At 72.9% G+C, this 25,432-nt stretch carries 25 protein-coding genes; 10 read left to right on the plus strand and 15 right to left on the minus strand.

Going from position 1 to position 25,432, the window contains the following annotated elements:
• Positions 1–399 precede the first annotated feature (399 nt).
• Positions 400–1,695, minus strand: a complete 1,296-nt coding sequence (gene tyrS, locus D2L64_RS14135) for a tyrosine--tRNA ligase (protein WP_407663102.1) — start codon at positions 1,693–1,695, stop codon at positions 400–402.
• Positions 1,696–1,786: 91 nt separating this feature from the next.
• On the opposite strand from tyrS, the gene D2L64_RS14140 reads away from it, so the two are divergent.
• From D2L64_RS14140 to D2L64_RS14155, 4 genes are all read left to right on the plus strand, one after another.
• On the plus strand, positions 1,787–2,179 hold the full coding sequence (locus D2L64_RS14140) for a PaaI family thioesterase (RefSeq protein ID WP_119576386.1): 393 nt from the start codon (positions 1,787–1,789) through the stop codon (positions 2,177–2,179).
• Between the two features lie 220 nt (positions 2,180–2,399).
• Positions 2,400–3,626, plus strand: coding sequence for an NRAMP family divalent metal transporter (locus D2L64_RS14145; protein WP_119576389.1), 1,227 nt, complete (start codon positions 2,400–2,402; stop codon positions 3,624–3,626).
• Positions 3,623–4,003 (plus strand): hypothetical protein, encoded by a 381-nt coding sequence (locus D2L64_RS14150; RefSeq protein ID WP_119576392.1) that lies wholly within the window; start codon positions 3,623–3,625, stop codon positions 4,001–4,003. Before D2L64_RS14145 ends, D2L64_RS14150 begins: the two co-directional genes overlap by 4 nt.
• Entirely contained in the window at positions 3,990–4,298 is a 309-nt protein-coding gene (locus D2L64_RS14155) for a PRC-barrel domain-containing protein (protein WP_119576395.1), read from the plus strand. The genes D2L64_RS14150 and D2L64_RS14155 overlap by 14 nt, the downstream gene beginning before the upstream one ends.
• A gap of 1 nt (position 4,299) precedes the next feature.
• On the opposite strand, the gene D2L64_RS14160 is transcribed toward D2L64_RS14155, so the two are convergent.
• The 3 genes from D2L64_RS14160 to D2L64_RS14170 form a co-directional block, all read right to left on the minus strand.
• On the minus strand, positions 4,300–5,682 hold the full coding sequence (locus D2L64_RS14160) for a hemolysin family protein (RefSeq protein ID WP_119576398.1): 1,383 nt from the start codon (positions 5,680–5,682) through the stop codon (positions 4,300–4,302).
• A 95-nt stretch (positions 5,683–5,777) separates the two neighbouring features.
• Entirely contained in the window at positions 5,778–6,416 is a 639-nt protein-coding gene (locus D2L64_RS14165; RefSeq protein WP_119576401.1) for a YgjV family protein, read from the minus strand.
• 77 nt (positions 6,417–6,493) lie between these two features.
• Complete coding sequence (locus D2L64_RS14170; RefSeq protein ID WP_119576404.1) at positions 6,494–6,973, minus strand: GNAT family N-acetyltransferase; 480 nt, start codon at positions 6,971–6,973, stop codon at positions 6,494–6,496.
• A 151-nt stretch (positions 6,974–7,124) separates the two neighbouring features.
• Here D2L64_RS14170 and D2L64_RS14175 point away from each other — a divergent pair, with 151 nt between their 5' ends.
• On the plus strand, positions 7,125–7,565 hold the full coding sequence (locus D2L64_RS14175; protein ID WP_119576812.1) for a hypothetical protein: 441 nt from the start codon (positions 7,125–7,127) through the stop codon (positions 7,563–7,565).
• Positions 7,566–7,651: 86 nt separating this feature from the next.
• On the opposite strand, the gene D2L64_RS14180 is transcribed toward D2L64_RS14175, so the two are convergent.
• A complete protein-coding gene (locus D2L64_RS14180; RefSeq protein WP_119576407.1) occupies positions 7,652–9,361 on the minus strand; it encodes a cellulose binding domain-containing protein in 1,710 nt (569 codons plus the stop codon).
• A 271-nt stretch (positions 9,362–9,632) separates the two neighbouring features.
• On the opposite strand from D2L64_RS14180, the gene D2L64_RS14185 reads away from it, so the two are divergent.
• The 4 genes from D2L64_RS14185 (at position 9,633) to D2L64_RS14200 (ending at position 14,992) form a co-directional block, all read left to right on the plus strand.
• Positions 9,633–10,184: a hypothetical protein gene (locus tag D2L64_RS14185; protein ID WP_119576410.1), complete on the plus strand. Its 552-nt coding sequence runs from the start codon at positions 9,633–9,635 to the stop codon at positions 10,182–10,184.
• A gap of 284 nt (positions 10,185–10,468) precedes the next feature.
• Positions 10,469–13,105 (plus strand): cation-translocating P-type ATPase, encoded by a 2,637-nt coding sequence (locus D2L64_RS14190; RefSeq protein ID WP_119576413.1) that lies wholly within the window; start codon positions 10,469–10,471, stop codon positions 13,103–13,105.
• A complete protein-coding gene (locus D2L64_RS14195; RefSeq protein WP_119576416.1) occupies positions 13,105–14,001 on the plus strand; it encodes a universal stress protein in 897 nt (298 codons plus the stop codon). The genes D2L64_RS14190 and D2L64_RS14195 overlap by 1 nt, the downstream gene beginning before the upstream one ends.
• Before the next feature lie 151 nt (positions 14,002–14,152).
• Positions 14,153–14,992, plus strand: coding sequence for a universal stress protein (locus tag D2L64_RS14200; RefSeq protein WP_119576419.1), 840 nt, complete (start codon positions 14,153–14,155; stop codon positions 14,990–14,992).
• 72 nt (positions 14,993–15,064) lie between these two features.
• Here the strand turns inward: D2L64_RS14200 and D2L64_RS14205 are convergent, their stop codons facing one another.
• Positions 15,065–15,688: an FMN reductase gene (locus D2L64_RS14205; RefSeq protein WP_119576422.1), complete on the minus strand. Its 624-nt coding sequence runs from the start codon at positions 15,686–15,688 to the stop codon at positions 15,065–15,067.
• On the minus strand, positions 15,685–16,818 hold the full coding sequence (locus tag D2L64_RS14210) for an LLM class flavin-dependent oxidoreductase (RefSeq protein WP_119576425.1): 1,134 nt from the start codon (positions 16,816–16,818) through the stop codon (positions 15,685–15,687). Before D2L64_RS14210 ends, D2L64_RS14205 begins: the two co-directional genes overlap by 4 nt.
• A gap of 410 nt (positions 16,819–17,228) precedes the next feature.
• Between D2L64_RS14210 and D2L64_RS14215 the strand changes: the two genes are divergently transcribed.
• Positions 17,229–17,945: an alpha/beta fold hydrolase gene (locus tag D2L64_RS14215; RefSeq protein WP_119576428.1), complete on the plus strand. Its 717-nt coding sequence runs from the start codon at positions 17,229–17,231 to the stop codon at positions 17,943–17,945.
• Between the two features lie 37 nt (positions 17,946–17,982).
• Here D2L64_RS14215 and argH read toward each other — a convergent pair whose 3' ends face one another.
• Genes argH through argC form a run of 8 tightly spaced genes read right to left on the minus strand, consistent with a single transcriptional unit; the run spans position 17,983 to position 25,394 of the window.
• Entirely contained in the window at positions 17,983–19,446 is a 1,464-nt protein-coding gene (gene argH / locus D2L64_RS14220; RefSeq protein WP_119576815.1) for an argininosuccinate lyase, read from the minus strand.
• 8 nt (positions 19,447–19,454) lie between these two features.
• Positions 19,455–19,613 (minus strand): hypothetical protein, encoded by a 159-nt coding sequence (locus D2L64_RS27290; RefSeq protein ID WP_158603503.1) that lies wholly within the window; start codon positions 19,611–19,613, stop codon positions 19,455–19,457.
• Complete coding sequence (locus D2L64_RS14225) at positions 19,610–20,125, minus strand: arginine repressor (RefSeq protein WP_119576431.1); 516 nt, start codon at positions 20,123–20,125, stop codon at positions 19,610–19,612. Before D2L64_RS14225 ends, D2L64_RS27290 begins: the two co-directional genes overlap by 4 nt.
• Complete coding sequence (gene argF, locus D2L64_RS14230) at positions 20,122–21,048, minus strand: ornithine carbamoyltransferase (protein WP_119576434.1); 927 nt, start codon at positions 21,046–21,048, stop codon at positions 20,122–20,124. Before argF ends, D2L64_RS14225 begins: the two co-directional genes overlap by 4 nt.
• Entirely contained in the window at positions 21,045–22,286 is a 1,242-nt protein-coding gene (locus tag D2L64_RS14235) for an acetylornithine transaminase (protein ID WP_119576437.1), read from the minus strand. Before D2L64_RS14235 ends, argF begins: the two co-directional genes overlap by 4 nt.
• Positions 22,283–23,230, minus strand: a complete 948-nt coding sequence (gene argB, locus D2L64_RS14240; protein ID WP_119576440.1) for an acetylglutamate kinase — start codon at positions 23,228–23,230, stop codon at positions 22,283–22,285. The genes D2L64_RS14235 and argB overlap by 4 nt, the downstream gene beginning before the upstream one ends.
• Positions 23,227–24,396: a bifunctional glutamate N-acetyltransferase/amino-acid acetyltransferase ArgJ gene (gene argJ / locus D2L64_RS14245; protein WP_119576443.1), complete on the minus strand. Its 1,170-nt coding sequence runs from the start codon at positions 24,394–24,396 to the stop codon at positions 23,227–23,229. The genes argB and argJ overlap by 4 nt, the downstream gene beginning before the upstream one ends.
• On the minus strand, positions 24,393–25,394 hold the full coding sequence (gene argC / locus D2L64_RS14250; protein WP_119576445.1) for an N-acetyl-gamma-glutamyl-phosphate reductase: 1,002 nt from the start codon (positions 25,392–25,394) through the stop codon (positions 24,393–24,395). The genes argJ and argC overlap by 4 nt, the downstream gene beginning before the upstream one ends.
• Positions 25,395–25,432 lie beyond the last annotated feature (38 nt).

Raw genomic sequence — 25,432 nt, forward strand, 5'->3', positions numbered from 1 at the left:
CGGTGGTTTCTACCGTGTCAAACCGGCTCGCACCGCTTTGTCACGCTTCAACCCATTTCCGGGCACCACGATCGAACCGGCTTTCGCCGCTTCTGTCGTGACTTTGGCAGACCAGCCGCTGCGGTCTCCCGCTAGCGCGCCTGGCGCCCTGCCGATCGTCAACCTTACCCGGTCGGTTCCGCCTCGCCAAATCCGCCTCGCAGCGGATGTAGGGGCACCACCCGGCCCCGATGCCGGCGGGACGTACCCACTCGAACCGGGGAGATCGACTGCGCTCCGGCCTCAGATCTTTCGACCTGTTTCGTCCGTTCCGCGCTGACAGAGAGAAAGTTACGCGCCCGGCGGTTTGATCGTCAAATCCGCCGGGCGCGTTCCCCGTCACACTCCTCGACCGGCAGGTCAGCCGCCGTCCACCTCGACCCCGGCGAACGACCGCTTGCCCCGGCGTAGCACCAGGTACCGCCCGTACAGCAGGTCGTCGGCGCTCAGCACGGCGTCGGCCTCGGTCACCCGGTTGTTGTTGACGTAGGCACCACCCTCGGCGATCACCCGGCGAGCCTCCTTCATGCTCGGCACCAGGCCGGACTCCTTGAGCAGAGCGGCCACCTCCGGCAGCTCTCCGAGGCGTACCAGGCCGGCCTCGGAGAGCGCCGCGCGCAGGGTCACCGGCGACAGTTCGGCCAGCGAACCCCGGCCGAACAGCGCCTGGCTCGCCGCCACCACCTGGGCCATCTCCCGCTCGCCGTGCACCAGGGTGGTGAGTTCCTCGGCGAGTGCGCGCTGGGCGGCCCGACCCGCCGGGCGCTCCGCCGTCTCCTTCTCCAGCGCCTCCAGTTCGTCGCGGGACCGGAAGCTGAAGTAGCGCAGGTAACGCCCGACGTCCCGGTCGTCGACGTTGATCCAGAACTGGTAGAAGGCGTACGGGCTGGTCATCTCCGGATCGAGCCAGACCGCACCACCCTCGGTCTTGCCGAACTTGGAGCCGTCCGACTTGGTCACCAAGGGGGTGGTGAAGCCCTGCACGGGGCCGAGGCCGCGACGGCGTACGTAGTCGACGCCGGCGGTGATGTTGCCCCACTGGTCGGAGCCGCCGAACTGGAGGCGACAGCCGTGCCGGCGGTGCAGCTCGAAGAAGTCGTTGGCCTGCAACAGCTGGTAGCTGAACTCGGTGAAGCTGATCCCGCTCTCCAGCCGGGCGCGGACCACCTCCCGCGCCAGCATCTTGTTGACCGGGAAGTGCTTGCCCACGTCGCGGAGGAACTCGACCACCGACATCTCGCCGGTCCAGTCCAGGTTGTTGACCAGCTGGGCCGCGTTGTCGCCGGTGTACGACACGAACGGCGCGAGTTGGTCGCGGATGCGCCGCACCCAGCCGGCGACCACCTCGGGCGGGTTGAGGGTGCGCTCGGCGCTCTCCTTGGGGTCGCCGATCTGCCCGGTCGCCCCGCCGACGAGCAGCAGCGGGCGGTGCCCGGCGAGTTGCAGGCGGCGGGCCGTGGTGACCTGCATCAGATGGCCGACGTGCAGGCTGGGCGCGGTCGGGTCGAAGCCCACGTAGAACGGGGCGGCCGGGCCGTCGAGCAGCGCCCGCAGCTCGTCGGGGTCGGTGGAGTCCTGGATCAGGCCGCGCCACCGCAGGTCGTCGGTGAGAGAGTCCCGCCGGGCCAGCGGGAGGTTGCTGTCGGTCACGGTCACCGATTCTCCCCCATGCACCGGTGCCGGGCCTATCGGGTTCGCGCCGGCCCGCCCTCGGTAGGCTGACGGCGCCGAGATCGAGGAGGTCGTGATGGAGATTCCCGAGTTCTCGGGTGGTTTCTTCGCCCTGCTCGGCCTGGAGTTCGGCGAGGCCAGCGGTGACCGGGTGACGGTCCGCTGGCGGGTACGGCCGGAGCTGCACCAGCCGTACGGCATCCAGCACGGCGGGGTCTACTGCTCGGTGGTGGAGACGGCGGCCAGCGTGGGCGGTGGCCTCTGGTTGGGTGCGCGTGGCCGGGTGGTCGGCGTGTCGAACCAGACCGACTTCCTGCGGGCCGTCCGCGACGGCGAGCTGACCGCCGTGGGTACCCCGTTGCATCGGGGGCGTAGCCAGCAGCTGTGGCAGGTGGAGATCAACGACTCCGACGGCCGGCTGGTCGCCCGCGGCCAGGTTCGCCTGCAGAACCTCTACGCCGACAGCTGACCCGGAGCGGGGGCGGCACCGCCCATGCCGCATCGAACCGGGCCATCTGCGTCAACTGCGGCACGCGGACAGCTGCCCGCGTCGTCGGACGCCGCGTCGACTGGGCTCCGCAGCGCCGATGTGGCGGGACACCGGCACCGGACAATGCCGGCTTTGCGGTAGATAGCGGCTTAGGTGGCGATATCGTCGCGTCGATGACCGAGCCCGCGCCCCCGTCGACGTGAAGAAACTCCTCGCCGCCACGCTCGGCATCCTCTCCGCCGTCGGCGGCTTCGTCGACATCGGCGACCTCGTCGCCGCCGGGCAGGCCGGTGCCCGGTTCGGCATGGCGCACACCTGGGTGCTGCTGCTCGGTGTGGTGGCCATCTGCGCGTACGCCGAGATGGCCGGACGGATCGCGGCGGTGACCGGTCGGGCGGTGTTCGACCTGGTCCGCGAGCGCCTCGGGGCACGCATGGCGCTGCTCAACCTGGTCGCGTCGTACCTGGTCACGGTGATCACACTCGCCGCCGAGCTGGGTGGGGTGGCGCTGGCGCTGCAACTGGTCAGCGGAGTGCCGTACCTGATCTGGGTGCCGGTGGCCGGGGCGGCGGTCTGGCTGGTGCTGTGGCGGATGCGCTTCCCGGTGATGGAGCGGGTGTTCGGACTCGCCGGGCTGGCCCTGGTGGTCTTCGCCGTGGCGCTGTTCTGGCTGCCGACGGACTGGGCGGAACTCGGGCGCAGCGCGGTGCGCATCGACGACGGCGGGCAGGGCTGGGGGGCGTACTGGTTCGTCGCGGTGGCGCTGTTCGCCTCCACCGTCAGCCCGTACGAGGTGTTCTTCTTCTCCTCGGGTGGGGTGGAGGAACGGTGGAGCGCCGCCGACCTGGCCGACGCCCGGTTCAGCGTGCTGGTCGGCTTCCCGGTCGGCGGTTTCCTCGCGCTGTCGCTGATCGCCACCGCGACCGTCGTGCTGCGCCCCGCCGGGCTGACGGTCTCCGACCTCGGCCAGGTCGCGCACCCGGTCGTCCTGGCCTTCGGTGGGGTCGGCCTGGCGATCGCGGCGCTGGCGTTCTTCGCGGTCACCTTCGGCGCCGCGTTGGAGACCGGGCTCTCCGCCGCGTACGCCGCCGCGCAGTACTTCGGCTGGCAGTGGGGCAAGCGGGTCAGCCCCCGCGAAGCGGCCCGCTTCCACACCGTGCTGCTGGTCAGCGTGCTGCTCGGGGTGCTCCTGCTGCTCACCACGATCGATCCGGTGGCGCTCACCGAGTACATGCTGATCATCAGCGCGGTGGCGTTGCCCCTGACCTACCTGCCGATCCTGGTGGTGGCCAACGACCGCACCTACCTCGGTGACCGGGTCAACGGCCGATGGCTCAACGCACTCGGCGCCGTTCTGCTGCTGGTCATCGTGGCAGCGGCGATCGCCGCCATACCGGTGGCCATCGGGACCAGAATGGGGCAGTGAGGATCCAGGTCAGCCGCCAACTGCTCGACCGCCAACTCGTCGACGTCGACGGTCGGCTGGTCGGCAAGGTCGACGACGTGGAGTTCGCGCTCGACGCGGACGGGGTGCCGTACCTGCGGACGCTGCTGACCGGCCCCGGCGCGCTCGGGCTGCGGGTCGGCGGCCGGATCGGCAGGATGCTGGTGCTGACCGCGGAACGGTTCGTCACCGACCGGCCGATGGTGCCGCTGCGGATCCCGTACGGGCTGGTCGATCGGGTCGACAGCGCGGTGTGGCTGCGGATCCGCGCCGAGCAGCTGCCCACCTCGCCGGTGGAGGAATGGCTGCGCCGGCATCTGATCGGTCGGATCCCGGGGGCCGGGCGTGCGGGCGGGTGAGCTGCTCGGGCGGACCGTGTACGACGAGCGGGGCCGCCGGCTGGGTCGGGTGGTCGACCTGGTGGTACGGGGTACACCCGACGGTCCGCTGCGGCTGACCGATCTGGTGGTGACGCGGCACTGGTACGGCCGGCTCAGCGGTCGCCTGATCGGCGCGGAACGCCACCCGTCCGGGCCCTGGGCGATCCGCGCCGTGGCCCGGCTGCTCAGCCGCCGCACGGTGCAGGTGCCGCTGAACCGGATCCGGCTCGATCCGCCGGTGCCGGGCCTGCGGGCCGAGCGGCCGTCGGGGTGAGTCAGCGGCCGGTGTCGAACCCGGTCGGCACCGGCACCGAGTCCGCCTCCGGTCGTGCCGACGCCCCGTCCTGGTCCTGGTCCTGGTCCTGGTCCTGGTCGGGGGTCGGTGCCGGTTCGGCGCAGCGTTGCAGCCGTACCCCAGAGATGGCCCGGTCGTCGACCTCGGTGACCTCCAGACGCCAACCGTCCACGGTCAACTGCTCACCCACCGCCGGTATCCGGCCGAGCCCGGCCAGTAGCAGGCCGGCGACGGTGGTGTAGTCGCCCTCGGGGCGAGCGGGCAGTTCCACGCCGATGTCCGGCAGGTCGTGCACCGGGAAGGTGCCGGGCAGCAGCAACGCATCGTCGGCGTCGCGGCGCACCTCGCGTACGTCCCGGTCGGTCTCGTCGTAGATCTCGCCGACGATCTCCTCCAGGATGTCCTCCAGGGTGACGATGCCGTCGACGGCGCCACGCTCGTCCACGACCAGGGCCATGTGCTGGCGTTCCGCCTTGAACTGGCGCAGCGCGTCGACCACCGACACCGCATCGGGCAGCAGCATCGGCGGCCGGACACACTCGTCGACGGGCTGGTCGTCCCGTACGCCCACCAGGTCCCGCAGGTGGATCACGCCGACCGTCTCGTCCAGGCCGCCGTGGCGGACCACCGGCGCGCGGGAGTGCCCGGAGGCGGCCAGTACCAGCCGGGCGGCTTCCGCGGTGGTGCCGCTGTCCAGGCAGAACACCCGAAGTCGGGGCACCAGCACGGCCCGCAGCCGGCGGTCGGCGATCTCCACCGCCCCGGCGATGATGGTCTGCTGTTCCTTGGTGAAGCCGTGGTTGCCGGCGACGATGTCACGCAGCTCGTCGGGACTGATCTCGTCGCGCTCGGGTTTCGGGTTCAGCCCGACCAGGCGGACCACCAGGTCGCTGGTGGCGCCCAGCAACCACACGGCGGGCCGGGTGAGCGCGGCGAGCAGATCCAGCGGGCGGGCGACGAGCAGCGCCCACCGCTCCGGGATCTGCATCGCGATGCGCTTGGGGGCCAACTCGCCGAAGACCAGCGTGACGAAGGTCAACGCCAGCGTGACCAGCACGATGGCGACGGGCTCGGCGGCCCGGCCGAAGACGTCCAACAGCGGCACCAGCGGTCGGGCCAGGGACACCGCGGCGGCCGCCGAGGCGAGGAAACCGGCCAGGGTGATGCCGATCTGGATGGTGGCGAGGAACCGGTTGGGGTCCCGGGCCAACCTGGCCAGAACCGCACCGGCCCGGCTGGTCCGCGCCAGCCGCTGGACCTGGCTGTCGCGCAGCGACACCAGCGCCAGCTCGCTGCCCGCGAAGATCGCGTTGATGACGATCAGAACTCCCACCAGGGCCAGCTGACTCCAGTAGCTGTGCACGCCCGGCTCTCCCTCGCTGGACCACGCCGACCGGCGGCGCCGGCGGAAGCCCCGCTGGCGTAGCGGTGCCTATGCCCACTCGCCGAGCGCGTGAATCATCCGGCGTCGCCGGCCGCCGAGCCGGGCAGGTCGAGCACGTACGACTGCCCGTCGCGGCGGAACCCGATGCGCAGGTAGTACGGGCCGACCATGCCGGGTGGGCTGACCACCCGACGGAAACCGCGGTCGGTGAACAGGCTGCTGCGCCGGTAGACGAACTCGCCCGGGGTGAAGTCCCGAAACGGCGGGGTGACGTAGTCCAGGTCGACCTGGGCCACCCCGTCGCCCGCGTCGTGCGCCAGCACCACACCGACCACCTCGTCGGCGCGGACCACCAGGAACGCCGAGCGGCCGGTCAGCTGCCCGGAGTGGAAGCCGGGGTTGAAGCGGGCGATGTCGCCGGCGTGTACCCGCAGCGTGTGGGCCAGGAACGCGTCGTCGGCCCCCACCTCGACCACCTGGTAGGTCTGGTCGTCGTGGCGGGTGGTCAGCAGCCGCCGCAGGTACCACACGTTGATCACCGCGAGGACGACGTTGAGTCCCACCATGGGCCACACCTGCACGGCGGTGTTGTAGCCGATCAGGACGAGGCAGCCGACGAGGTTCAGGGCCCGCAGTCGCAGGATCCGGGTCTGCAGCAACGACCAGACCAGCAGCGCCGAGCCGGCCCAGCCGGCGAGTTCCAGCCAGTTCACCCCGCGAGAGTAGTGCCCGCCCTGGTCAGCGCCACGACGGGGCACCTGCCGGGGCGGGCCGGGGCACCCGGTAGCGGTCAGGCCGGCAGTTCCAACACGTACTCGTCGACCTCGTGGCCGCGGGCCGGGGCGTACGCCCGGTCGGTGCCGCGCACGACGAAGCCGCAGTGGCGCAGCACGGCCAGCGAGGCGACGTTGTCGGTCGCCGCCCGCGCATGCAGCGGCCGGCGGATCACCTCGGACAGCAGGGCGGTCAACGCGCGGGTGGCGTAGCCGCGACCCCAGCGTTGTCGGTCTATCCAGTAGCTGACCTCGGTCCGGCCGTCGGCGGGGAAGGCCAGCACGTAGCCGACCACCGCGCCGTCGACGGTCACGGTCCGGGCCACGTTGTGCGGGCCGGTCAGGATCCGCACCCAGTGCGCGGCGAACGCTCGCGGGTCGGCCGGATCCGTGGGGCCGAAGGCGGCCATCCGGTTGGCCTCGGGGTCCAGTTGATGGGTGTAGAACTCCGGCAGGTCGTCCTCGCTGACCGCACGCAGCCGCAGGTCGTCGCTCATCGGCCCGACGATACGCACCCGGATGCGGACCTACGGCCCGGCGCCCACCGGCATCCGGCCCTGCCGTGGCCGGTGCCGCCGCTGGTACCAAGAACCTGACGGTACGGTGCGACCGGCCGCCGGTTCCGACTCCCGACAGGAGGCACCCGCGATGACCGCCATCTTCAACGCCACCGGTCCGATGCCCGCCACCGTCCCGGCCCGGGGCGTCGCCGAACCGGCGCCGCGGGCCCCGGCGCCGCCCGTCGGCCCGGCGGTGCAACTGCCCACGACACCGCCGGTGGTGCTGGTGCCGGTGACCCGTGCCGGTCGGCCGGTCGGCATGTTCGTGGCCGGTGCGGGCGGCGTCCGCTACCGGATGCTGCTCGATCCGGACCGGCTGATCACCGCCACGGCCGGGCTGCTGGCCCTCGGGCTGCTCGGGGCGGGCGTGGCGCTGCGGGGACGGCGACGGCCGCCCGCGGTCGGCGCGTTGACGATGGGGCCGGGCGGTTGGGTCAGCTTTCGGGGTGTGCCGGCACCGGCGCCGCGCACGCCGCGTCCCCGGTGGGCCCGGTTGCTGGGCGCCCGCCGGCTGGTGGTGCAGCGCTGAGTGCGTCGCCGGTACGCGGGGTGGGGCGGGTGGGCCGGCGAAGCGCCGCCCCCCACCCGCCCGACCGGGTCGCGTCGTGCCGGTGCTCAGTGGGTGAGCACGACGGTGGAGATGCTGCGGGCGCCGACGTTGACGCTGACCTGGTTGCCGTTCACGCCGACCGGCTGGCTGGCCGCGTTGGCGTTGATCGAGGTGAGGTAGTGCTCGGCTCGCGTGACGTTCTGCGGTGCCTGGACGACGGCGTTGTTGACCGCGCTATTCGACCGGTTGAGGATCACCAGTGTGGTCTTCCCGCCGCCGGAGTAGGCGGTCACCTCCAGCGGTGCGGCCTTGGAACTCTTGCCCAGGGCGACCCGCTGGTAGCCGGGACGGACGTACTTCGAGTACTGCGAGAACGCGTAGCCGCGCTTGAGCGGTGCACCCGCCTGGGTGCCGTACGCCGACTCGCCGTCACCGATGAAGGAGTAGTAGCGCTTGCCGTACCACCAGACGTAGGCGGTCCAGTTGGCCTCCATCGACCGGTGCACCGTACGCATGATGTCGTCGAGGGTCTCGTTCCAGACCGTCTGGTTGGCGGGGTTGCCCCAGATGTTGGAGCCGTTGCCGTCGGCCGCGTGCAGGTTCCACTCGGTCATCCAGACCGGCTTGTTGTGCTGGTCGGCCAGGGGGTACGAGCGCAGCCGGCCGGAGGCCTCGGTGCCGTAGAGGTGACCGCCGATGTAGCCGATGTTGTTGCGGGCGGTCGTGTCGTTCAGGGTCGGGTCGGTGTAGGTGTAGTTCAGGTTCACCGCCTCGGCGACCATCAGCCTGGTGTTCTGCACCCGGGTGCCGTGGTCGCGGACGAAGTTGCGCAGTTCGGTGCCGTTCCAGTCCATCGAGTCGTAGTCCGGGTGCCAGTCCGGCTCGTTCTGCACCGAGGTGACGTCGATCGTCACGCCCTGACCGCGCATGTACTGGACGTAGCTGTTCAGATGGTTCGCGTAGTCGGCGTAGCGGTCGGTGCGCAGCTTGCCGCCGTTGATCCGGCTGTTGTTGGTCTTCCATGCCGCCGGTGCCGTCCACGGCGAGGCGAGGATCTTCACGTTGGACCCGTACGACTTCGCCGTGCGCAGGGCGTTGACCTGCGTCGGCCACTCGCCGGAGACCGGTGAGATGCCGGTCCGGACGATCGACAGGCCGAGCTGGTTGGCACCCAGTCCGACCAGGGTCTGCGTCTCGGCGGTCGACCACGCGCTGCCCCAGATGGAGACCGCGGCGCCGAACCCGTCGACGGTCTGGTACCGGGTGGCGCTGTTGACCGTGATGTCGGCCGCCCCGGTGGGCGGCGGGTTCGTCGGCGGCGGCGTGGTGGGTGGGGTGGTGGGCGTGGTGCCGCCGGTGCAGGTCACCCCGTTGAGCGCGAAGCTCGTGGGCGCGGGGTTGCTGCCGCTCCAGGAGCCGTTGAAGCCGAACGAGGTGGTGCCGTTGGTGGCGATCGAGCCGTTGTAGCTGACGTTCCTGGCGGTGACCGCGGCACCGCTCTGGGTCACGGTGGCGTTCCACGCCTCGGCGACCCGCTGACCGGCGCTGTAGTTCCAGGTGAGCGTCCAACCGCTGACCGGGTCGCCGAGATTGGTGATGGTGACGTTCGCGCCGAAGCCGCCCTGCCACTGCGACGCCACCGCGTAGTTCACCGAGCAGCCCGCCGCTGCCGCGCCGGCCGGCAACGCGGTGGCGACCGCCGCCGAGGCCAGGAGTACGACACCGGCGGAGAGCCGGGCCGCGTTGGCTCTGAATCTTCCCTTGACGTTTCTCATCGCTTCGGTGTCCTCCAGGAGTGGTGGTCGACGAGCTATCAACGGCGACGACGCAGAGCTGGGAGCGCTCCCACTACGCGACGGAGGCCGCCCCACGTCAACCACTGCACGGCTGGGGCCACGGCCCGCGGACTTCGTACCGCGGCGGGACGCAAGCGCTTTCCTGTTCCGAAATGAAGGTATTCCCGGTAACCGACGTGTGTCAATGTTTCGCGCCCTGAAACCGTCGCCCCGTCGGTGAGTACCGCGTCGCCGCGGGTACCCAGCGGGCATGGCGCGATACACGAAGCCCGAGCTGCGCGAACAACTCAAGGACGAACTCCGGGCGTCCGACCGTGGCGGCCGGCCGGGACAGTGGTCGGCGCGCAAGTCACAGCTGCTCACGAAGGAGTACCAGAAGCGCGGCGGCGGCTATCAGGGCCCGAAGGACGAACGACAGAAGTCCCTCCAGCGCTGGGGCGACCAGAAGTGGCAGAACCGGCGCGGCACCACCCGGGCCCGGCACGACGGCGAGACCGACCGGTACCTCCCCGAGCGGGCCTGGCACGAGCTGACCGCGGCACAGCAACGCGCCACCGACACCAAGAAACGCCGGGAGTCCAAGACCGGCAAGCAGTACGTCGCCAACACCGGGCCGGCCAGGCGGGCCCGCCGCGACGCCGCGAACGGGCCACCGCTCACCGAACTGCCCGTCGCCGAGGCGATCCGACACGTCCGCGACCTCGACGCCGGCCAGCTCCGGGCGGCGCTGCGCGCGGAACGCGCCGGAAAGGGCCGCAAGACCCTCATCCAACGGCTGCAGTCGGCCCTCGACCGCCACTGACCGCTCGTCCGGGTACCCCCGCGCGCGTCCGGACAGCGACAGGGCCGGGTCGGACGCCGCACGCGCGGCAGGGCCGGGTCGGACGCCGCACGCGCGACAGGGCCGGGTCGGACGCCGCACGCGCGGCAGGGCCGTTGGTCCCGGTCCGGGTGGGCGGGTCGCCTCTGCCGAGTCCCGTGCTGTCGGGTCAGGCTGGTGCCGGAGGACGACCGCCGGGCGTCCCGGGCACAAGGGGTGGGCACGGGTGACGAGGTGCACGCGCGGGCGTCGGCAGAGGCGTACCGATGGGAACTGACACCGTCACCAGACCGGCACCCACCGGTGGTCTCGGGTCCGCCGAGGCCGCCGCGCGGCTCGCGGTCGACGGGCCGAACGTCGCCACGGCACCGCCGCGCCGGCACCTGACCGTCCGGATCCTGCGGCAGCTGACCGACCCGCTGGTGGGTCTGCTGCTCGCCGCGGCCGTGGTCACCACCGTGCTGCGGGACTACCCGGACACCGCGGTGATCCTGCTCGTCGTCGCCGTCAACACGGCGATCGGCGTGGTCCAGGAGGTACGCGCGGACCGGGCCGTCGCCGCACTCGACCAGCTGGCCGCGCCGACCGCGCGGGTGGTCCGGGACGGCCGCGACGTGGTGCTGCCCGCCGCCGGGCTGGTCCGCGGTGACCTGGTACGCGTCGAGGCCGGTGACGTGGTCCCCGCCGACCTGCTGCTGGTCGACGCGAACCGGTTGCGGCTGGACGAGTCGGCGCTGACCGGCGAGTCGGTGCCGGTGGCCCGCGAGGCGGACGACGAGGTCAGCGCGGGCACCGTGGTCACCGTCGGGCGGGGCAGCGGCCGGGTGGTACGCGTCGGCGCGGCGAGCGCGCTGGGTCGCATCGCCAGCCTGGCGGCCACCACCCGACCGGCCGCCACCCCGCTGCAACGTCGGCTCGCCGGGCTCGGCCGCATCCTCGGCCTGGCCGCCGTGCTGCTGTCCGGGCTGGTCTTCGTCGTCGGCGTACTCGGTGGCCGGCCGCTGGTGGAGATGGCGGTCACCGCGGTCAGCCTGGTGGTGGCCGCGGTACCGGAGTCGCTGCCGGCGGTGGTGACCCTGGCGCTCGCGCTCGGGGCACGACGGATGGCCGCCTCCCGGGCCATCCCCCGTCGGTTGCACGCGGTGGAGACGCTCGGCTCGGTCACCGTGCTCGCCTCGGACAAGACCGGCACCCTCACCGAGGGACGGATGGCCGTGCAGCAGGCGCAGACCGCCGACGGCACCCGGTACGGGGTCACCGGCACCGGGTACGCGCCGCACGGCACCGTGCACCGCGACGGTACGCCGGTCGCCGTCGGCGACGAGCTGCGCCGGTTGGCCCGGGCCGGGCTGCTGTGCAACGACGCGACACTGGCCCCGCCGTCCGACGACCGACCCGAGTGGACCGGAGTCGGTGATCCGTTGGAGGCGGCGCTGGTGGCCTTCGCCGCCCGCTGCGGACTGGACCCGCAGCGCACCCGCACGGCCTGGCCACGGGTGGCCGAGCACCCGTTCGACCAGGAACTACGCCGGATGACCACGGTGCACCGCTCCTGCGACCGCCGGTACCTGGTGGTCTGCAAGGGCGCACCGGAGAGCGTGCTCGGCACACCGCTGCTGGACGCCAGCGACGAGGAACTGGCCGAGCTGAACGCCGCCGCACACCGGATGGCCGGCGCCGGGCTGCGGGTGCTCGCCCTGGCCGCGGCGCTGGTGGACGCCCCGCCGCCCGACCCGGCCCGGCCGGTCGGGTTGCGCCCGGTGGGCCTGGTCGCGGTCGGTGACCCGCTGCGCGCCGCGGCGCCGCAGATCGCCGCCGGTCTCACCGCCGCCGGGGTACGGCTGGTGCTGGTCACCGGCGACCACCCCGCGACCGCGGCGGCGATCGCCGGGCAGCTGGGCGTGTGGCAGGCCGGTGATCCGGTGGTGCGGGGCGACACCGGCGAGGCGGCCGAGACCCCTGCGCAGGCCCGGGTGTTCGCGCGTACCCAGCCGGAGCAGAAACTCGACATCGTCGCCGGGTTGCAGGCCCGCGGGCACGTGGTGGCGATGACCGGGGACGGGGTAAACGACGCCCCGGCGCTGCGCCGCGCCGACATCGGCGTCGCCATGGGTGGTGGCACCGAGGTGGCCCGGCAGGCGGCCGACCTGGTGCTGGTCGACGACGACCTGTCGACCGTGGCGACCGCGATCGGCGAGGGACGCCGGATCTACGACAACATCCGCCGGTTCCTGCGCTACGCGCTCTCCGGCGGAGTCGCGGAGATCGCCGTGATGCTGCTCGGGCCGCTGTTCGGGCTGCCGGTACCGCTGCTGCCGGCGCAGATCCTCTGGATCAACCTGCTCACCCACGGCCTGCCGGGGGTCGCTCTGGGCGCCGAACCGGCCGAGCCGGGGACGTTGGACCGGGCGCCACGCTCGCCACACGAGTCCGTGCTGGGCGCGGGGCTGGGCCGGCAGATCGTCGTCGCCGGGGCACTGATCTCGGCGGTGACGCTCGGCGCCGGAGTGCTCGCCGCCTGGTGGGACCGGCCCTGGCAGTCGGTGGTCTTCGTGGTGCTGGGTCTGGCCCAGCTCGGGGTGGCCCTGGCGGTACGCGCACCGCGTCCGGCCGGCGGGCGGCGGGGCAATCCGGCGCTGCCGCTGGCGGTGGCCGCCTCCGCCCTGCTGCAGGTGGCCGGGGTGGTGCTGGCACCGCTGCGGGAGTTGCTCGGCACCGCGCCGCTGGGCGCGGTGGAGCTGCTCGCCTGCGCCGCGGTGAGCGTCCTGCCCGGTCTGCTGCTGTGGCTGGCCCGCCCCTCGGCGCCGTCCGGTGGCGCCGCGGGTGGCGACCCACCGACGGAACCGGGTCGGCGGGCCGGCCGGGTGGGTCAGGCTGGTAGCGAGAGGCGAAGGAGGACGTGATGACGAGCGACACGGGCGCCCCGGTCGTGGTGGGGGTGGACGGTTCCGAGATCGCGTTGCACGCGGTGCGCGCCGCGGCGCTCGAGGCCGGATACCGGCGCCGTCCGCTGCGGGTGGTACACGCGTTCATCTGGCCGTTGATGGGGGTGCCGCTGGGCCCGGCCCCGGGCGCACCGGCCGACGGTGGCCTGCGCAACCAGGCCGAACAGTACGTCGCCGAGGCAGTCGCCGAAGTCACCAAGATCGCCGCGGAGGTGCCGGTCACCGGTGCGGTGGTCGACGGCGCGGCGGCGGCCGTACTGCTCGCCGAGGCCGACGCCGCCGCGCTGCTGGTGCTCGGCAACCGGGGTCTGGGCGGCTTCGCCGGGCTGCTGCTCGGCTCGGTGGCCGTGCAGGTCAGCGCCCGGGCGGAAAGCCCGGTACTGGTGGTACGGGGTGAACCGCGGGCGGACGGGCCGGTGGTGGTCGGGGTGGACGGATCACCGGTGTCGCAGCAGGCGGTCGGGTTCGCGTTCGACGAGGCGGCCCGGCGCGGCACCGAACTGGTCGCGGTGCACGCCTGGCTCTACCCGGCCCCAGCCGGCCCCGGTGACATCCTGCCGCTGGTCTACGACCTGGACGCGTTCCGCGAGACCGAGGACCGCACCCTGGCCGAGTCGGTGGCCGGCTGGTCCGAGCGCTATCCGCAGGTGCCGGTGCGGCGGCTGCTGGTGCGGGGATCACCGGCCCGGGCGCTGGTGGAGCAGTCCCGGGCGGCGCAGCTGGTGGTGGTCGGTGCGCGGGGACGCGGCCCGTTGAGCGGGTTGCTGCTCGGCTCGGTGAGCCACGCCGTGCTGCACCACGCGTCGGCTCCGGTGGCGGTGGTCCGCACGCCGCGTACCGTCGAAGGATCTTGATTCGGCGGGGTCGCGCCGCTCCCCCGGCGTGGCCCGCCGCGGGCCGTGCGGCCCGCCCGGCCACCGGCGGGCCGGTCCCTTTCGGGTGTGTCTGGGGCCGGTTCGCCGGTCGGCGCCGCCGACAATGACCTGACCGACGTCTGGAGGCACGATGAACCGACCTGTGGTGGTGGGCGTGGACGGATCGCCGCCGAGTCTGGTCGCCGCGGAGCACGCGGCCCAGGAGGCGGTGTGGCGGTCCCGCGCGCTGCACCTGGTGCACGGCTACCTGCATCCGCTCGGCTACGGCGTGGCGATCAACCCGTACGAGGTGGGGTTGCCGGCGCCGTCGGAGGACGGCCGCAAGATGCTCGAACAGACCGCCGCGGAGCTGGTCGACCGGTGGCCGGGGCTGGCGGTCGAGGTACGTCAGGTCGCCGGTGGGCCGGGGGCGACGCTGGTCGAGGAGTCCCGGCGGGCGGACCTGGTCGTGGTGGGCAGCCGGGGGCTGGGCGGCTTCGCCGGGCTGCTGCTCGGCTCGGTGGGCACCCAGGTCGCCGCGCACGGGCACTGTCCGGTGCTGGTGGTGCGTCCGCCGGACCGGCCGCTGCCGACCGACGGGCCGGTGCTGGTCGGGGTGGACGGTTCGGAGTCGGCGGAACTGGCCGTCGGGTACGGCGCGGAGGAGGCCGTCCGCCGTGGCGGCACCCTGGTGTTGGTGCACGTTGCCGGGGAGGGCGACGCCGACGGCGGGCAGCTGCTGGCGACGGCCGCGGCGGCGGCCCGGGGTTCGCATCCCGGCCTGACCGTCGAGGAACGGGTACTCACCGCGCCGAAGGCCGACGAGGCGTTGATCGAGGCGTCCACGGAGGCGGCGTTGGTGGTGGCCGGATCCCGGGGTCGGGGCGGCTTCGCCGGCCTGCTGCTCGGTTCGGTCAGCCAGGCGCTGGTGCACCACGCCCGCTGCCCGGTGCTCGTGGCACACCCGTACCCGCCGAAGCACGCCGCCTGACCGGGCTCCCTGCCTGCACCGCCGCCGCGCAGCCGCCCCGCACCGCCGCGGCGGTGCGGGGCGACGACCGGCTCAGCCCTCGCCGCCGCGCAGCAACTGCTCGAAGTCGGTGGTCAGCGCGAACGGGTCGGCCGGGCCGCGCGACGGCGCGGCGCGGTGTACCTGCTCGGCCAGTTCCCGGGCGGCGCGCCCGATTCGGGAGCGCAGCGCCCCCTCGGCCGTCCCGCCGGACCAGTCCTCGGGTGCGGCGAAGACCGCCGTCGGCAGCACCACCGCCCGCAGGTAGGTGAACATCGGCCGGACCGCGTGCTCCAGCGCGAGGGAGTGCCGGGCCGTGCCGCCGGTGGCGCCGATCAGCACCGGCCGGCCGCCGACCGCGTCGGCGTCGACCAGATCGAAGAACGACTTGAACAGTCCGCTGTACGAGGCGTTGAAGATCGGGGTGACGGCGATCAGCCCGTCGGCGCCGGTGACCTGGTCCAGCACCTGCCGCAGCGCCTCGGACGGGAAGCCGGTGAGCAGGTGGTTGACGATGTCGTGGGCGTGTTCGCGCAGATCCACCGGGTGCAGTTCGACCTGTTCGCCGCGCCCGACCAACTCGTCGCGGGTGGCGGCGGCGAGTTGGTCGGCGAGCAGCCGGGTGGACGACGGCTGGCTGAGCCCGGCCGAGACCACCGCCAGGGTGCGTACGGTCACCGGCGGTCCTCCGCGCCGGTCACGGCGTCGGCACCGGACTGCTCGGCGGCGTTGGCCTGCTCGGCGGCGGCCCGCAGCGAGGCGTGCGTGGGTGCGGCCGGCACGTGGGCCGGGCGCAGCGACTCGAACTCCTTGCGCAGCACCGGTACGACCTCCTCACCGAGCAGGTCGAGCTGCTCCAGCACGGTCTTCAACGGCAGGCCGGCGTGGTCGACGAGGAACAGCTGACGCTGGTAGTCGCCGACGTAGTCGCGGAAGCCGAGGGTCTTGTCGATGACCTGCTGCGGGCTGCCCACGGTCAGCGGGGTCTGCGAGGTGAACTCCTCCAGCGACGGGCCGTGGCCGTAGACCGGGGCGTTGTCGAAGTAGGGGCGGAACTCGCGGACCGCGTCCTGGGAGTTGCGGCGCATGAACACCTGGCCGCCGAGGCCGACGATGGCCTGGTCGGCGGAGCCGTGGCCGTAGTGCGCGAAACGCTGCCGGTACAGGCCCACCATCCGCTGGGTGTGCTCCGCCGGCCAGAAGATGTGGTTGGCGAAGAAGCCGTCGCCGTAGTAGGCGGCCAGCTCGGCGATCTCGGGGCTGCGGATGGAGCCGTGCCAGACGAACGGCGGTACCCCGTCGAGCGGACGCGGCGTCGAGGTGAACGACTGCAACGGGGTACGGAACCGGCCCTTCCAGTCGACCACGTCCTCGCGCCACAACCGGCGCAGCAGGTCGTAGTTCTCGATGGCCAGCGGGATGCCGTTGCGGATGTCCTGACCGAACCACGGGTAGACCGGGCCGGTGTTGCCGCGACCCATCATCAGGTCGACCCGGCCGTCGGCCAGGTGCTGCAGCATCGCGTAGTCCTCGGCGATCTTCACCGGGTCGTTGGTGGTGATCAGCGTGGTCGCGGTGGAGAGCAGCAGCCGCTCGGTGCGGGCGGCGATGTAGCCGAGCATGGTGGTCGGCGAGGACGGTACGAACGGCGGGTTGTGGTGCTCGCCGGTGGCGAAGACGTCGAGACCGACCTCTTCGGCCTTGAGCGCGATGGCGACCATCGCCTTGATCCGCTCCGCCTCGGTCGGCTCACGACCGTTGGTCGGATCGACCGTGACGTCGCCGACGGTGAAGATCCCGAACTGCATGACAGCTCCTCGTGTCGTCCGACCGGGGCGGGTGGCTCCCGGCGCTGCGGACAACATATTTGACGAGTCAACTATTCCGCGACCCCGGGTGCCCGCAGTGTCCCCCGTCACGTCCGGCCCATGCGGGCCCGGACCCCTCCCGACCAGACCGCCGGGCGTGATCGACTCCGTTCACGGCGAGGTTGGCGCGTCACGGGCGGATGACACCGCGACGTCGCCGCGACGGCGTGGGCCGCGCTCGGGCCTTCTTCCCGCAGCCGCGTGCCGGGGCCGCCGCGGAGGCCGGAGTACCACCGCCGGAACGCGGCCATCCCGGTCAGCGTTGTTTCACTCCCACCTGGCGGGTATTCCGGCGTACCGACGCCGCCGTCGGGTGAACTTCACGTATCGGAATCGCGGGGGTACGAGTCATGTCCGATCAGCAGCCCACCATCGTTCTCGTGCACGGCGCGTTCGCCGACTCGGCGAGTTGGCACGGGGTGATCGAGCGGCTGGGCGACGGGTACCACGTGGTGGCCGCCGCCAACCCGCTGCGGAGCCTCGCGGGCGACGCCGCGTACCTGAGGGACGTGCTGCGGGGGATCGGCGGGCCGACCATCCTCGTCGGCCACTCCTACGGCGGCATGGTGATCACACAGGCCGCGACCGACGACCCGTCGGTGTCGGCCCTCGTGTACGTCAACGCCTTCGCCCCGGACACCGGCGAGAGCGCGCTGTCGCTGTCCGGGCAGTTCCCCGGCAGCACCCTCGCCGACACGCTGGTGCGGTACCCGCTGTCGACCGGCGGCAACGAGGTGGCGATCGGCCAGGACGCCTACCACCGGCAGTTCGCCGCCGACGCCTCCACCGACCTCGCCGCGCTCATGGCCCGCACCCAACGACCGGTCACGGAGCAGGCCCTCGGCGACGGTCTCGTCGGCGACCCCGCCTGGCGGTCGCTGCCCAGCTGGTTCGTGTTCGGCGACGCCGACATGAACATCCCGGTCGCCGCGCACCGGTTCATGGCCGACCGGGCCGACCCCCGGGGCCAGCGCGAGATCACCGGTGGATCGCACGCGATGGCCGTGGCCCGACCGGGCGAGGTCGCCGAGACCGTCATCGAGGCGGTCCGGGGCACCGGCGGCTGACGGTCGGCGACAGCCGCCCACCCCGGACCGCTCCCGCTCAGCGGGGTACGACCTGCTCCGCGGCCCACTCCCGCCAGCCGGCCAGCCGGTCGGCGGCCTCGGCGAGCTGGTCGGCGACCGGACCCGGGCCGGTCGAACCGGGGGTGATCCGGGCCGCCAGGGCCGAGCGGACCGACAGCACGTCGCGTACGGCCGGGTCCAGGTGCTCGCTGACCGTGGCCAGATCCTCGTCGGAGACCTCGTCCAACGCGCAGTCCCGGGCGGCGCAGAGCGCCACCAGCTTGCCGGTGATCTCGTGCGCGTCACGGAACGGCACGCCCCTGCGGACCAGCCAGTCGGCCACCTCGGTGGCCAGCGAGAAGCCCACCGGCGCGGCGGCGACCAGGCGGTCGACGCGTACCGTCATGGTGGAGATCATCCCCGCCAGGGCCGGCAGCAGCAGTTCCAGGGTGTCCACGGCGTCGAACGCCGGCTCCTTGTCCTCCTGCATGTCCCGGTCGTAGGTCATCGGCAGGCCCTTGAGCATGGTCAGCACGGCGACCAGCCCGCCGACCAGCCGGCCGGACTTGCCCCGGGCCAGCTCGGCGATGTCGGCGTTCTTCTTCTGCGGCATGATCGACGACCCGGTGGCGAAGGCGTCGTCAAGTTCCACCCAGCCGAACTCCTGCGACGTCCAGAGCACCACCTCCTCGCCGAGGCGGGACAGGTGCACGCCGACCAGCGCGGTGATGAAGAGGAACTCGGCGACGAAGTCGCGGTCGGCGACCGCGTCCATCGAGTTGGCGAAGGAGGTCCGGAAGCCCAGTTCCTTGGAGACCGCCACCGGGTCCAGCGGCAGACCCGACCCGGCCAGCGCACCGGCGCCCAGCGGACTGACCGCCGCCCGGTGATCCCAGTCGCGCAGCCGCTCCAGGTCCCGCAGCAGCGGCTGGACGTGCGCCAGCAGCCAGTGCCCGAAGGTGACCGGCTGGGCGTGCTGCAGGTGCGTCATGCCCGGCGCGGCCGTCTCCACGTGCCGCTCGGCCTGCTCGACGAGGGCCTCGGCCAGCTCGACCAGCCGCGACGCCACCCCCCGGGCGTGGTCACGCAGGTACAGCCGCAGGTCGGTGGCGACCTGGTCGTTACGGGACCGGCCGGCGCGCAGCTTGCCACCGAGGCTGCCCAGCCGTTCCAGCAGGCCGCGTTCCAGCGCGGTGTGCACGTCCTCGTCGTCCACCGTCGGCCGGAACGCCCCCGACGCGCAGGCGGCCTCCAAGTCATCCAGGGCGGCGAGGATCCGACCCAGCTCCTCCGGGTCGAGCAGGCCGGCACCGGCCAGCACCCGGGCGTGCGCCCGGGAACCGGCGATGTCGTACGGGGCCAGTCGCCAGTCGAACTGGACGCTCACCGACAGTCGCGCGAGCGCCTCCGACGGGCCGCCGGCGAACCGGCCACCCCACAGGCTCGTCCGGTTGGCTGCGGTGCTGTTCTCAGTCAGGCTCTTGTCGTCCACCCCGCCAATTCTGGTGGTCACGCCCACACCCCGTCCCACCGGGCGGCCCGGACGGCGACCGGCGCACCGCGCCCGCCGGCGGGCAGACCCTCACCGCCGCTACGCGGGGCCGGACGGCAGGCGACGACGGGGGCGTCCGACGCCCCGGCGCAGACCCGGATGACCCGATCGGTCATGGCGTGGCATTCCCTTCCAGGTGGTCGTCGCGACGGGCCCAGCCGGCGAGCCGTTCGCCGAGCGCGGCACCGCCGTCGGCCGCACGGGCCACGACGAGAATGGTGTCGTCGCCGGCGATGGTGCCGACGACCTCCGGCAGCCCCGCCCGGTCCAGGGCGCTGGCCAGGTAGTGCGCCGCGCCCGGCGGCGTACGCAGGACCGCGATGTTGCCGCTGGAGTCCACCTCGTTGAGCAGCTCACGCAGCAACCGCACCAGGCGGGCCGGTGCCGCCTCGGCGTCGCGCAGCGGACGGTGACCGTCCTCCGGGATCATGTACACCGCGCGGCCGTCGCCACCGCGGGCCGTCACCGCGCCGAGTTCCTTCAGGTCACGGGAGAGGGTCGCCTGGGTGACCTGGACCCCCTCGTCGCCGAGCAGCTCGGCCAGTTCGGTCTGCGACCGGATCGCCCCGTCGCGGATCAACTCGACGATGCGGGCGTGCCGGGCGGCACGGGTCAACGGTGCGGTCATGTCTTCTCCCCGAGCAGGAACGTCAGCAACGCCTTCTGGGCGTGCAGCCGATTCTCCGCCTGGTCGAACACCGCGCTCTGCGGGCCGTCCAGCACCTCGTCGGTGATCTCCTCGCCCCGGTGCGCGGGCAGGCAGTGCAGCACGATCGCCTCCGCCGCCGCGTACCCGAGCAGAGTCTTGTTGACCTGGTACGGCAGGAACGGGGTGGTGCGGTCCAGCCCGTCGGTCTCCTGCCCCATCGACGTCCAGGTGTCGGTGGCGATCACGTCGACGTCGCGGACCGCGGCGACCGGGTCGGTGAGCACCCGCACCGAACCGCCGGTGCCGGCGGCGATCTTCTCGGCCCGGGCCACCACCTCGGCGGCAGGCTGGAAGCCGGCCGGACCGGCCACCCGTACGTGCATGCCGGCGGTCGCGCCGGCCAGCAGGTACGAGTGGGACATGTTGTTCGCCGCGTCGCCCACGTACGCCAGACTCCGCCCCGCGGTGCCACCGCACCGTTCCCGCACGGTGAGCAGGTCGGCCAGCAGCTGGCACGGGTGGAACCCGTCGGTCAGCGCGTTGACCACCGGCACGGTCGCTCCGGCGGCCACCTCGGCGATCCGTTCGTCGCCGTGGGTACGCAGCACGATCGCGGCCACATACCGGGACAGCACCCGCCCGGCGTCGCCCAGCGTCTCACCCCGGCCGAAGTGGGTGACCTGGGTGTCCACCACCAGCGGATGCCCGCCGAGTTCGGCGATGCCGGCGTCGAAGGAGATCCTGGTCCGCAGGCTCTGCTTGTCGAACAGCACCGCCACCGACCGGGGCCCGGCCAGCGGGGTGTACGCAAACCGGTCGGCCTTCATCCGGGCCGCCAGGTCGAGCACGGCGGACTGCTCGGCCGGCGACAGGTCGTCGTCGCGCAGGAAGTGCCGGGTCATGCGGGGGCCTCCGTCGGGGTCGGGTCCGCGTCGGCAGCCGCCGGGGGGCGTACCGACTCGTCCGTGCCGGCCGGCGACGCGGACGTCAGAGCGATGGGCAGGGCGGCCAGGAAGGCGTCGGCCTGCGCGGCGGTGAGGATCAGCGGCGGGGCCAGTCGCAGCACGTCCGGCTGCACCGGGTTGACCAGGAAGCCCGCGGTACGCAACGCCTCGGCGACGGCCCCCGACACCGGCGCGGCCAGCGTCACACCGAGCAGCAGCCCGGCCCCCCGCACCCCGTCGACGAGCGGGTGGCCGAGCGCCTCGACGCCCCGACGCAGCCGCTCACCGACCCGCTTGACGTGGTCGAGCAGCCCCTCGTGGGCGATGGTCGAGATCACCGCGAGGGCGGCGGCGCAGCTGACCGGGTTGCCGCCGAAGGTGCTGCCGTGCAGGCCGGGGGTCAGCAGGTCGGCGGCCGGGCCGAAGGCGAGGGTCGCCCCGATGGGCAAGCCACCGCCGAGCCCCTTGGCCAGGGTCACCACGTCCGGCTCGATGCCGTCGGCCTGGTGGGCGAACCAGTGTCCGGTACGACCGACCCCGGTCTGCACCTCGTCGAGAACCAGCAACGCGCCGTGCCGGGAGGTGATCCGCCGGGCCGCGGCGAGGTAGCCGGCCGGCGGGACGACCACGCCGTTCTCCCCCTGGATCGGCTCCAGGATCACCATGGCCGTGGCGTCGCCGACCGCCGCCTCCAACGCGGCCACGTCGCCGTACGGCACGTGGGTGACCTCGCCTGGCAGCGGCCGGAACGGGTCGGCCTTGCTCGACTGGCCGGTCAACGCGAGCGCGCCCATGGTGCGGCCGTGGAAACCACCGACGGTGGCCACCACCTGGGTGCGTCCGGTACGCCGGGACAGTTTGAACGCCGCCTCGTTGGCCTCCGCGCCGGAGTTGGCGAAGAACACCCGTCCGGGCCGCCCCGCCAGGGCCAGCAGCAGCTCGGCGAGGGCCACCGGTGGTTCGGCGACGAACAGGTTGGACACGTGCCCGAGGGTGGCGACCTGCTTGGACACCGCGGCCACCACCGCCGGATGGGCGTGGCCGAGGGAGTTGACGGCGATCCCGCCGAGCAGGTCGAGGTACTCCCGGCCGGCGTCGTCGACCACCACGGCACCGGCACCGGAGACCAGGGCCAGCGGTGGCGTGCCGTAGTTGTCCATCATCGACTGACGCCACCGGTTACGCAGGGTGGTCATGAGGCGACCGAGCCTTCCTCGTTCGTGGTCGTGGGGCTCGCCGGTGCACTGCGCGTGCTCACGACCATCGTTCCGAAACCTTCGGAGGTGAAGACCTCCAGCAGGGTGGAGTGGGCGACCCGGCCGTCGACCACGTGCGCGGCGGGCACTCCCCCGCTGACGGCCCGCAGACAGGCCTCCATCTTGGGCACCATGCCCGACTCCAGCGACGGCAGCAGCTTCGCCAACTCGTCGACGCTGATCTCGCTGACCAGGCTGGCGGTATCCGGCCAGTCGGCGTACAGGCCGGGCACGTCGGTGAGCACCACCAGCTTGCGGGCGCGCAGCGCGACGGCGAGCGCGGCGGCGGCGGTGTCGGCGTTGAGGTTGTGCAGCACCCCGTCCACGTCCGGTGCCACGGTGGAGATCACCGGAATCCGGCCGGCCGCGATCAGGTCGGTCACCGCCGAGACGTCCACCGACTCGACGTCGCCGACCTGCCCGACGTCGACCGGCTGCCCGTCGACGTACGCGGGCCGTCGCACCGCGGTGAACAGCCCGGCGTCCTCACCGGAGAGACCGACCGCGAACGGACCATGGGAGTTGATCAGCCCGACCAGTTCCCGGCCGACCTGACCGACCAGCACCATCCGGACCACGTCCATCGCCTCCGGGGTGGTGACCCGCAGGCCGCCCCGGAACTCGCTGTCGATGCCGAGCCGGCCCAGCATGGCCGAGATCTGCGGACCGCCGCCGTGCACCACCACCGGCTTGAGGCCGACGTAGCGCAGGAACACCATGTCGGCGGCGAAGGCCCGCTGCAACTCGGGGTCGACCATGGCGTTGCCGCCGTACTTGACCACGACGGTGGCGCCGGAGAGCCGGGCCAGCCAGGGCAGCGCCTCGATCAGGGTGGCCGCCTTGGCCTGCGCGCGGGTCAGGTCCGAGTTCAGGTTCGTGCTCATGTCGAGTAGGCCGAGTTCTCGTGGACGTACGCGTGCGACAGGTCGTTGGTCCACACCGTCGCCGCGGCGGTGCCGGCGTGCAGGTCGATGCGGATGGTGACGTCCCGGCCGGTCAGGTCGACCTTCGAACGGTCCTCGGCGGCGGCACCGCCCCGGCAGACCCAGACGCCGTTGACGGCGACGTCGACCGCGTCCGGCTCGAACTCGGCGGCGGTGGTGCCGACCGCGGCGAGGATCCGACCCCAGTTCGGGTCGTTGCCGAACAGTGCGGTCTTCACCAGGTTGTTGCGGGCCACCGCCCGGCCCACCTCGACCGCGTCGTCCTCACCGGCGGCACCGACCACCTCGATGGCGATCTGCTTGGTGGCGCCCTCGGCGTCGGCGATCAACTGCTGGGCCAGGTCGTGACAGGCGGCGGTGACCGCCGCGGTCAGCTCGGCCGCGCTCGGCGCGACACCGGAGGCGCCGCTGGCCAGCAGCAGCACCGTGTCGTTGGTGGACAGGCAGCCGTCGGAGTCGACCCGGTCGAAGGTGACCCGGGTGGCGGCGCGCAGCGCGGCGTCGAGGGCCCGCGGGTCGGCGACCGCGTCGGTGGTCAGTACGCAGAGCATCGTGGCCATCGCCGGGGCGAGCATGCCGGCGCCCTTGGCCATGCCGCCGACGGTCCAACCGGCACCGGCGACCGCCGTGGTCTTCGACCGGGTGTCCGTGGTCATGATCGCCTCGGCGGCGGCGTCGCCGCCGTCACCGGCCAACTCCCGCACCGCCGCGCTGACCCCCGGTAGGAGCCTGTCCATCGGCAGCCGTTCGCCGATCAGGCCGGTGGAGCAGACCGCCACCTCACCGGCGCCGACCTCCCGACCGGTGGTCGTGCTCAGTTCGGCGGCGGTGTGCTCGGCGGTGGCGTGGGTGTCCTGGAAGCCGGCGGGACCGGTGCAGGCGTTCGCGCCGCCCGAGTTGAGCACCACCGCCCGGACCTCACCGCCGTGCAGCACCTGCTGACTCCAGAGCACCGGCGCGGCCTTGACCCGGTTGCTGGTGAAGACCCCGGCGGCCGCGGCGTCCGGGCCGTCGTTGACGACCAGCGCCACGTCGGGGGCACCGCTGGTCTTGAGGCCGGCGGTCACCCCGGCCGCCCGGAAACCTGCCGGTGTGGTGACGGTCATGGCGTTACCCCCAGCGGGGACAGGCCCGTGGTTTCGGGCAGGCCGAACATCAGGTTGGCGTTCTGCACCGCCTGGCCGGCGGCACCCTTGCCGAGGTTGTCCAGGGCGGCGACCACGATCAGTCGACCGGAGTCGACGTCGACGGTGGCCTGCAGGTGGCAGGAGTTGCCGCCGAGCGTGGCGGCGGTGTGCGGCCAGCGCCCCTCGGGCAGCACGTGCACGAACGGGTCGTCGGCGTACGCCCGCGCGAGCACCGCCCGCGGGTCCACCGTGCCGGTGGGCCGCGCGGTCACGGTGGCCAGGATGCCGCGCGGCATCGGCGCGAGCACCGGGGTGAACGACAGTCCGGTCGCCCCGCTGGCCTGCTTGATCTCCGGTACGTGCTGGTGCGCGCCGACCTTGTAGGGCGACAGGTCGCCCATCACCTCGCTGGCCAGCAGGTGCGTCTTGGCGGCCCGGCCGGCCCCGGAGGTGCCGGACGCGGCGACGACCACCACGTCGTCGGGCGCGGCGGCACCGGCGGCGATCAGCGGCGCCAGGGCGAGGATGATCGTCGCGGCGTAGCAGCCGGTGTTGGCGACCCGGGTCGCGGCGGCGATCCGGGTCCGCTGGCCGGGCAGCTCGGGCAGGCCGTAGGTCCACGCCCCGGCGTGCGGGCCGCCGTAGTAGTCGGCCCAGGCCGAAGCGTCAGCGAGCCGGTGGTCCGCGCCCAGGTCCACGATCCGCACCCCGGCGGGCAACTGCGCGGCGAGGGCGGCCGACTGGCCGTGCGGCAACGCGAGGAAGACCAGGTCGGCCTCGGCCAGCACGTCCGGTACGGTCTCGGCGAAGGTCATCTCCAGCCCGACGAGCTGCGGGTGGACCGCGTCGAGCGGCTGACCGGCCTGGCTGTGCGCGGTGGCGGTGACCAGGTCGAACTCGGGGTGCCCGGCGAGCAGGCGAAGCAACTCACCACCCGCGTACCCACTCGCGCCCGCGACCGCGACCCGAATCCCCATGCCTACCTCCGTATGACTATGCAACGAAGGGTAACAGC

The organism is Micromonospora radicis (genome assembly GCF_003583405.1).
Lineage (GTDB): Bacteria > Actinomycetota > Actinomycetes > Mycobacteriales > Micromonosporaceae > Micromonospora > Micromonospora radicis.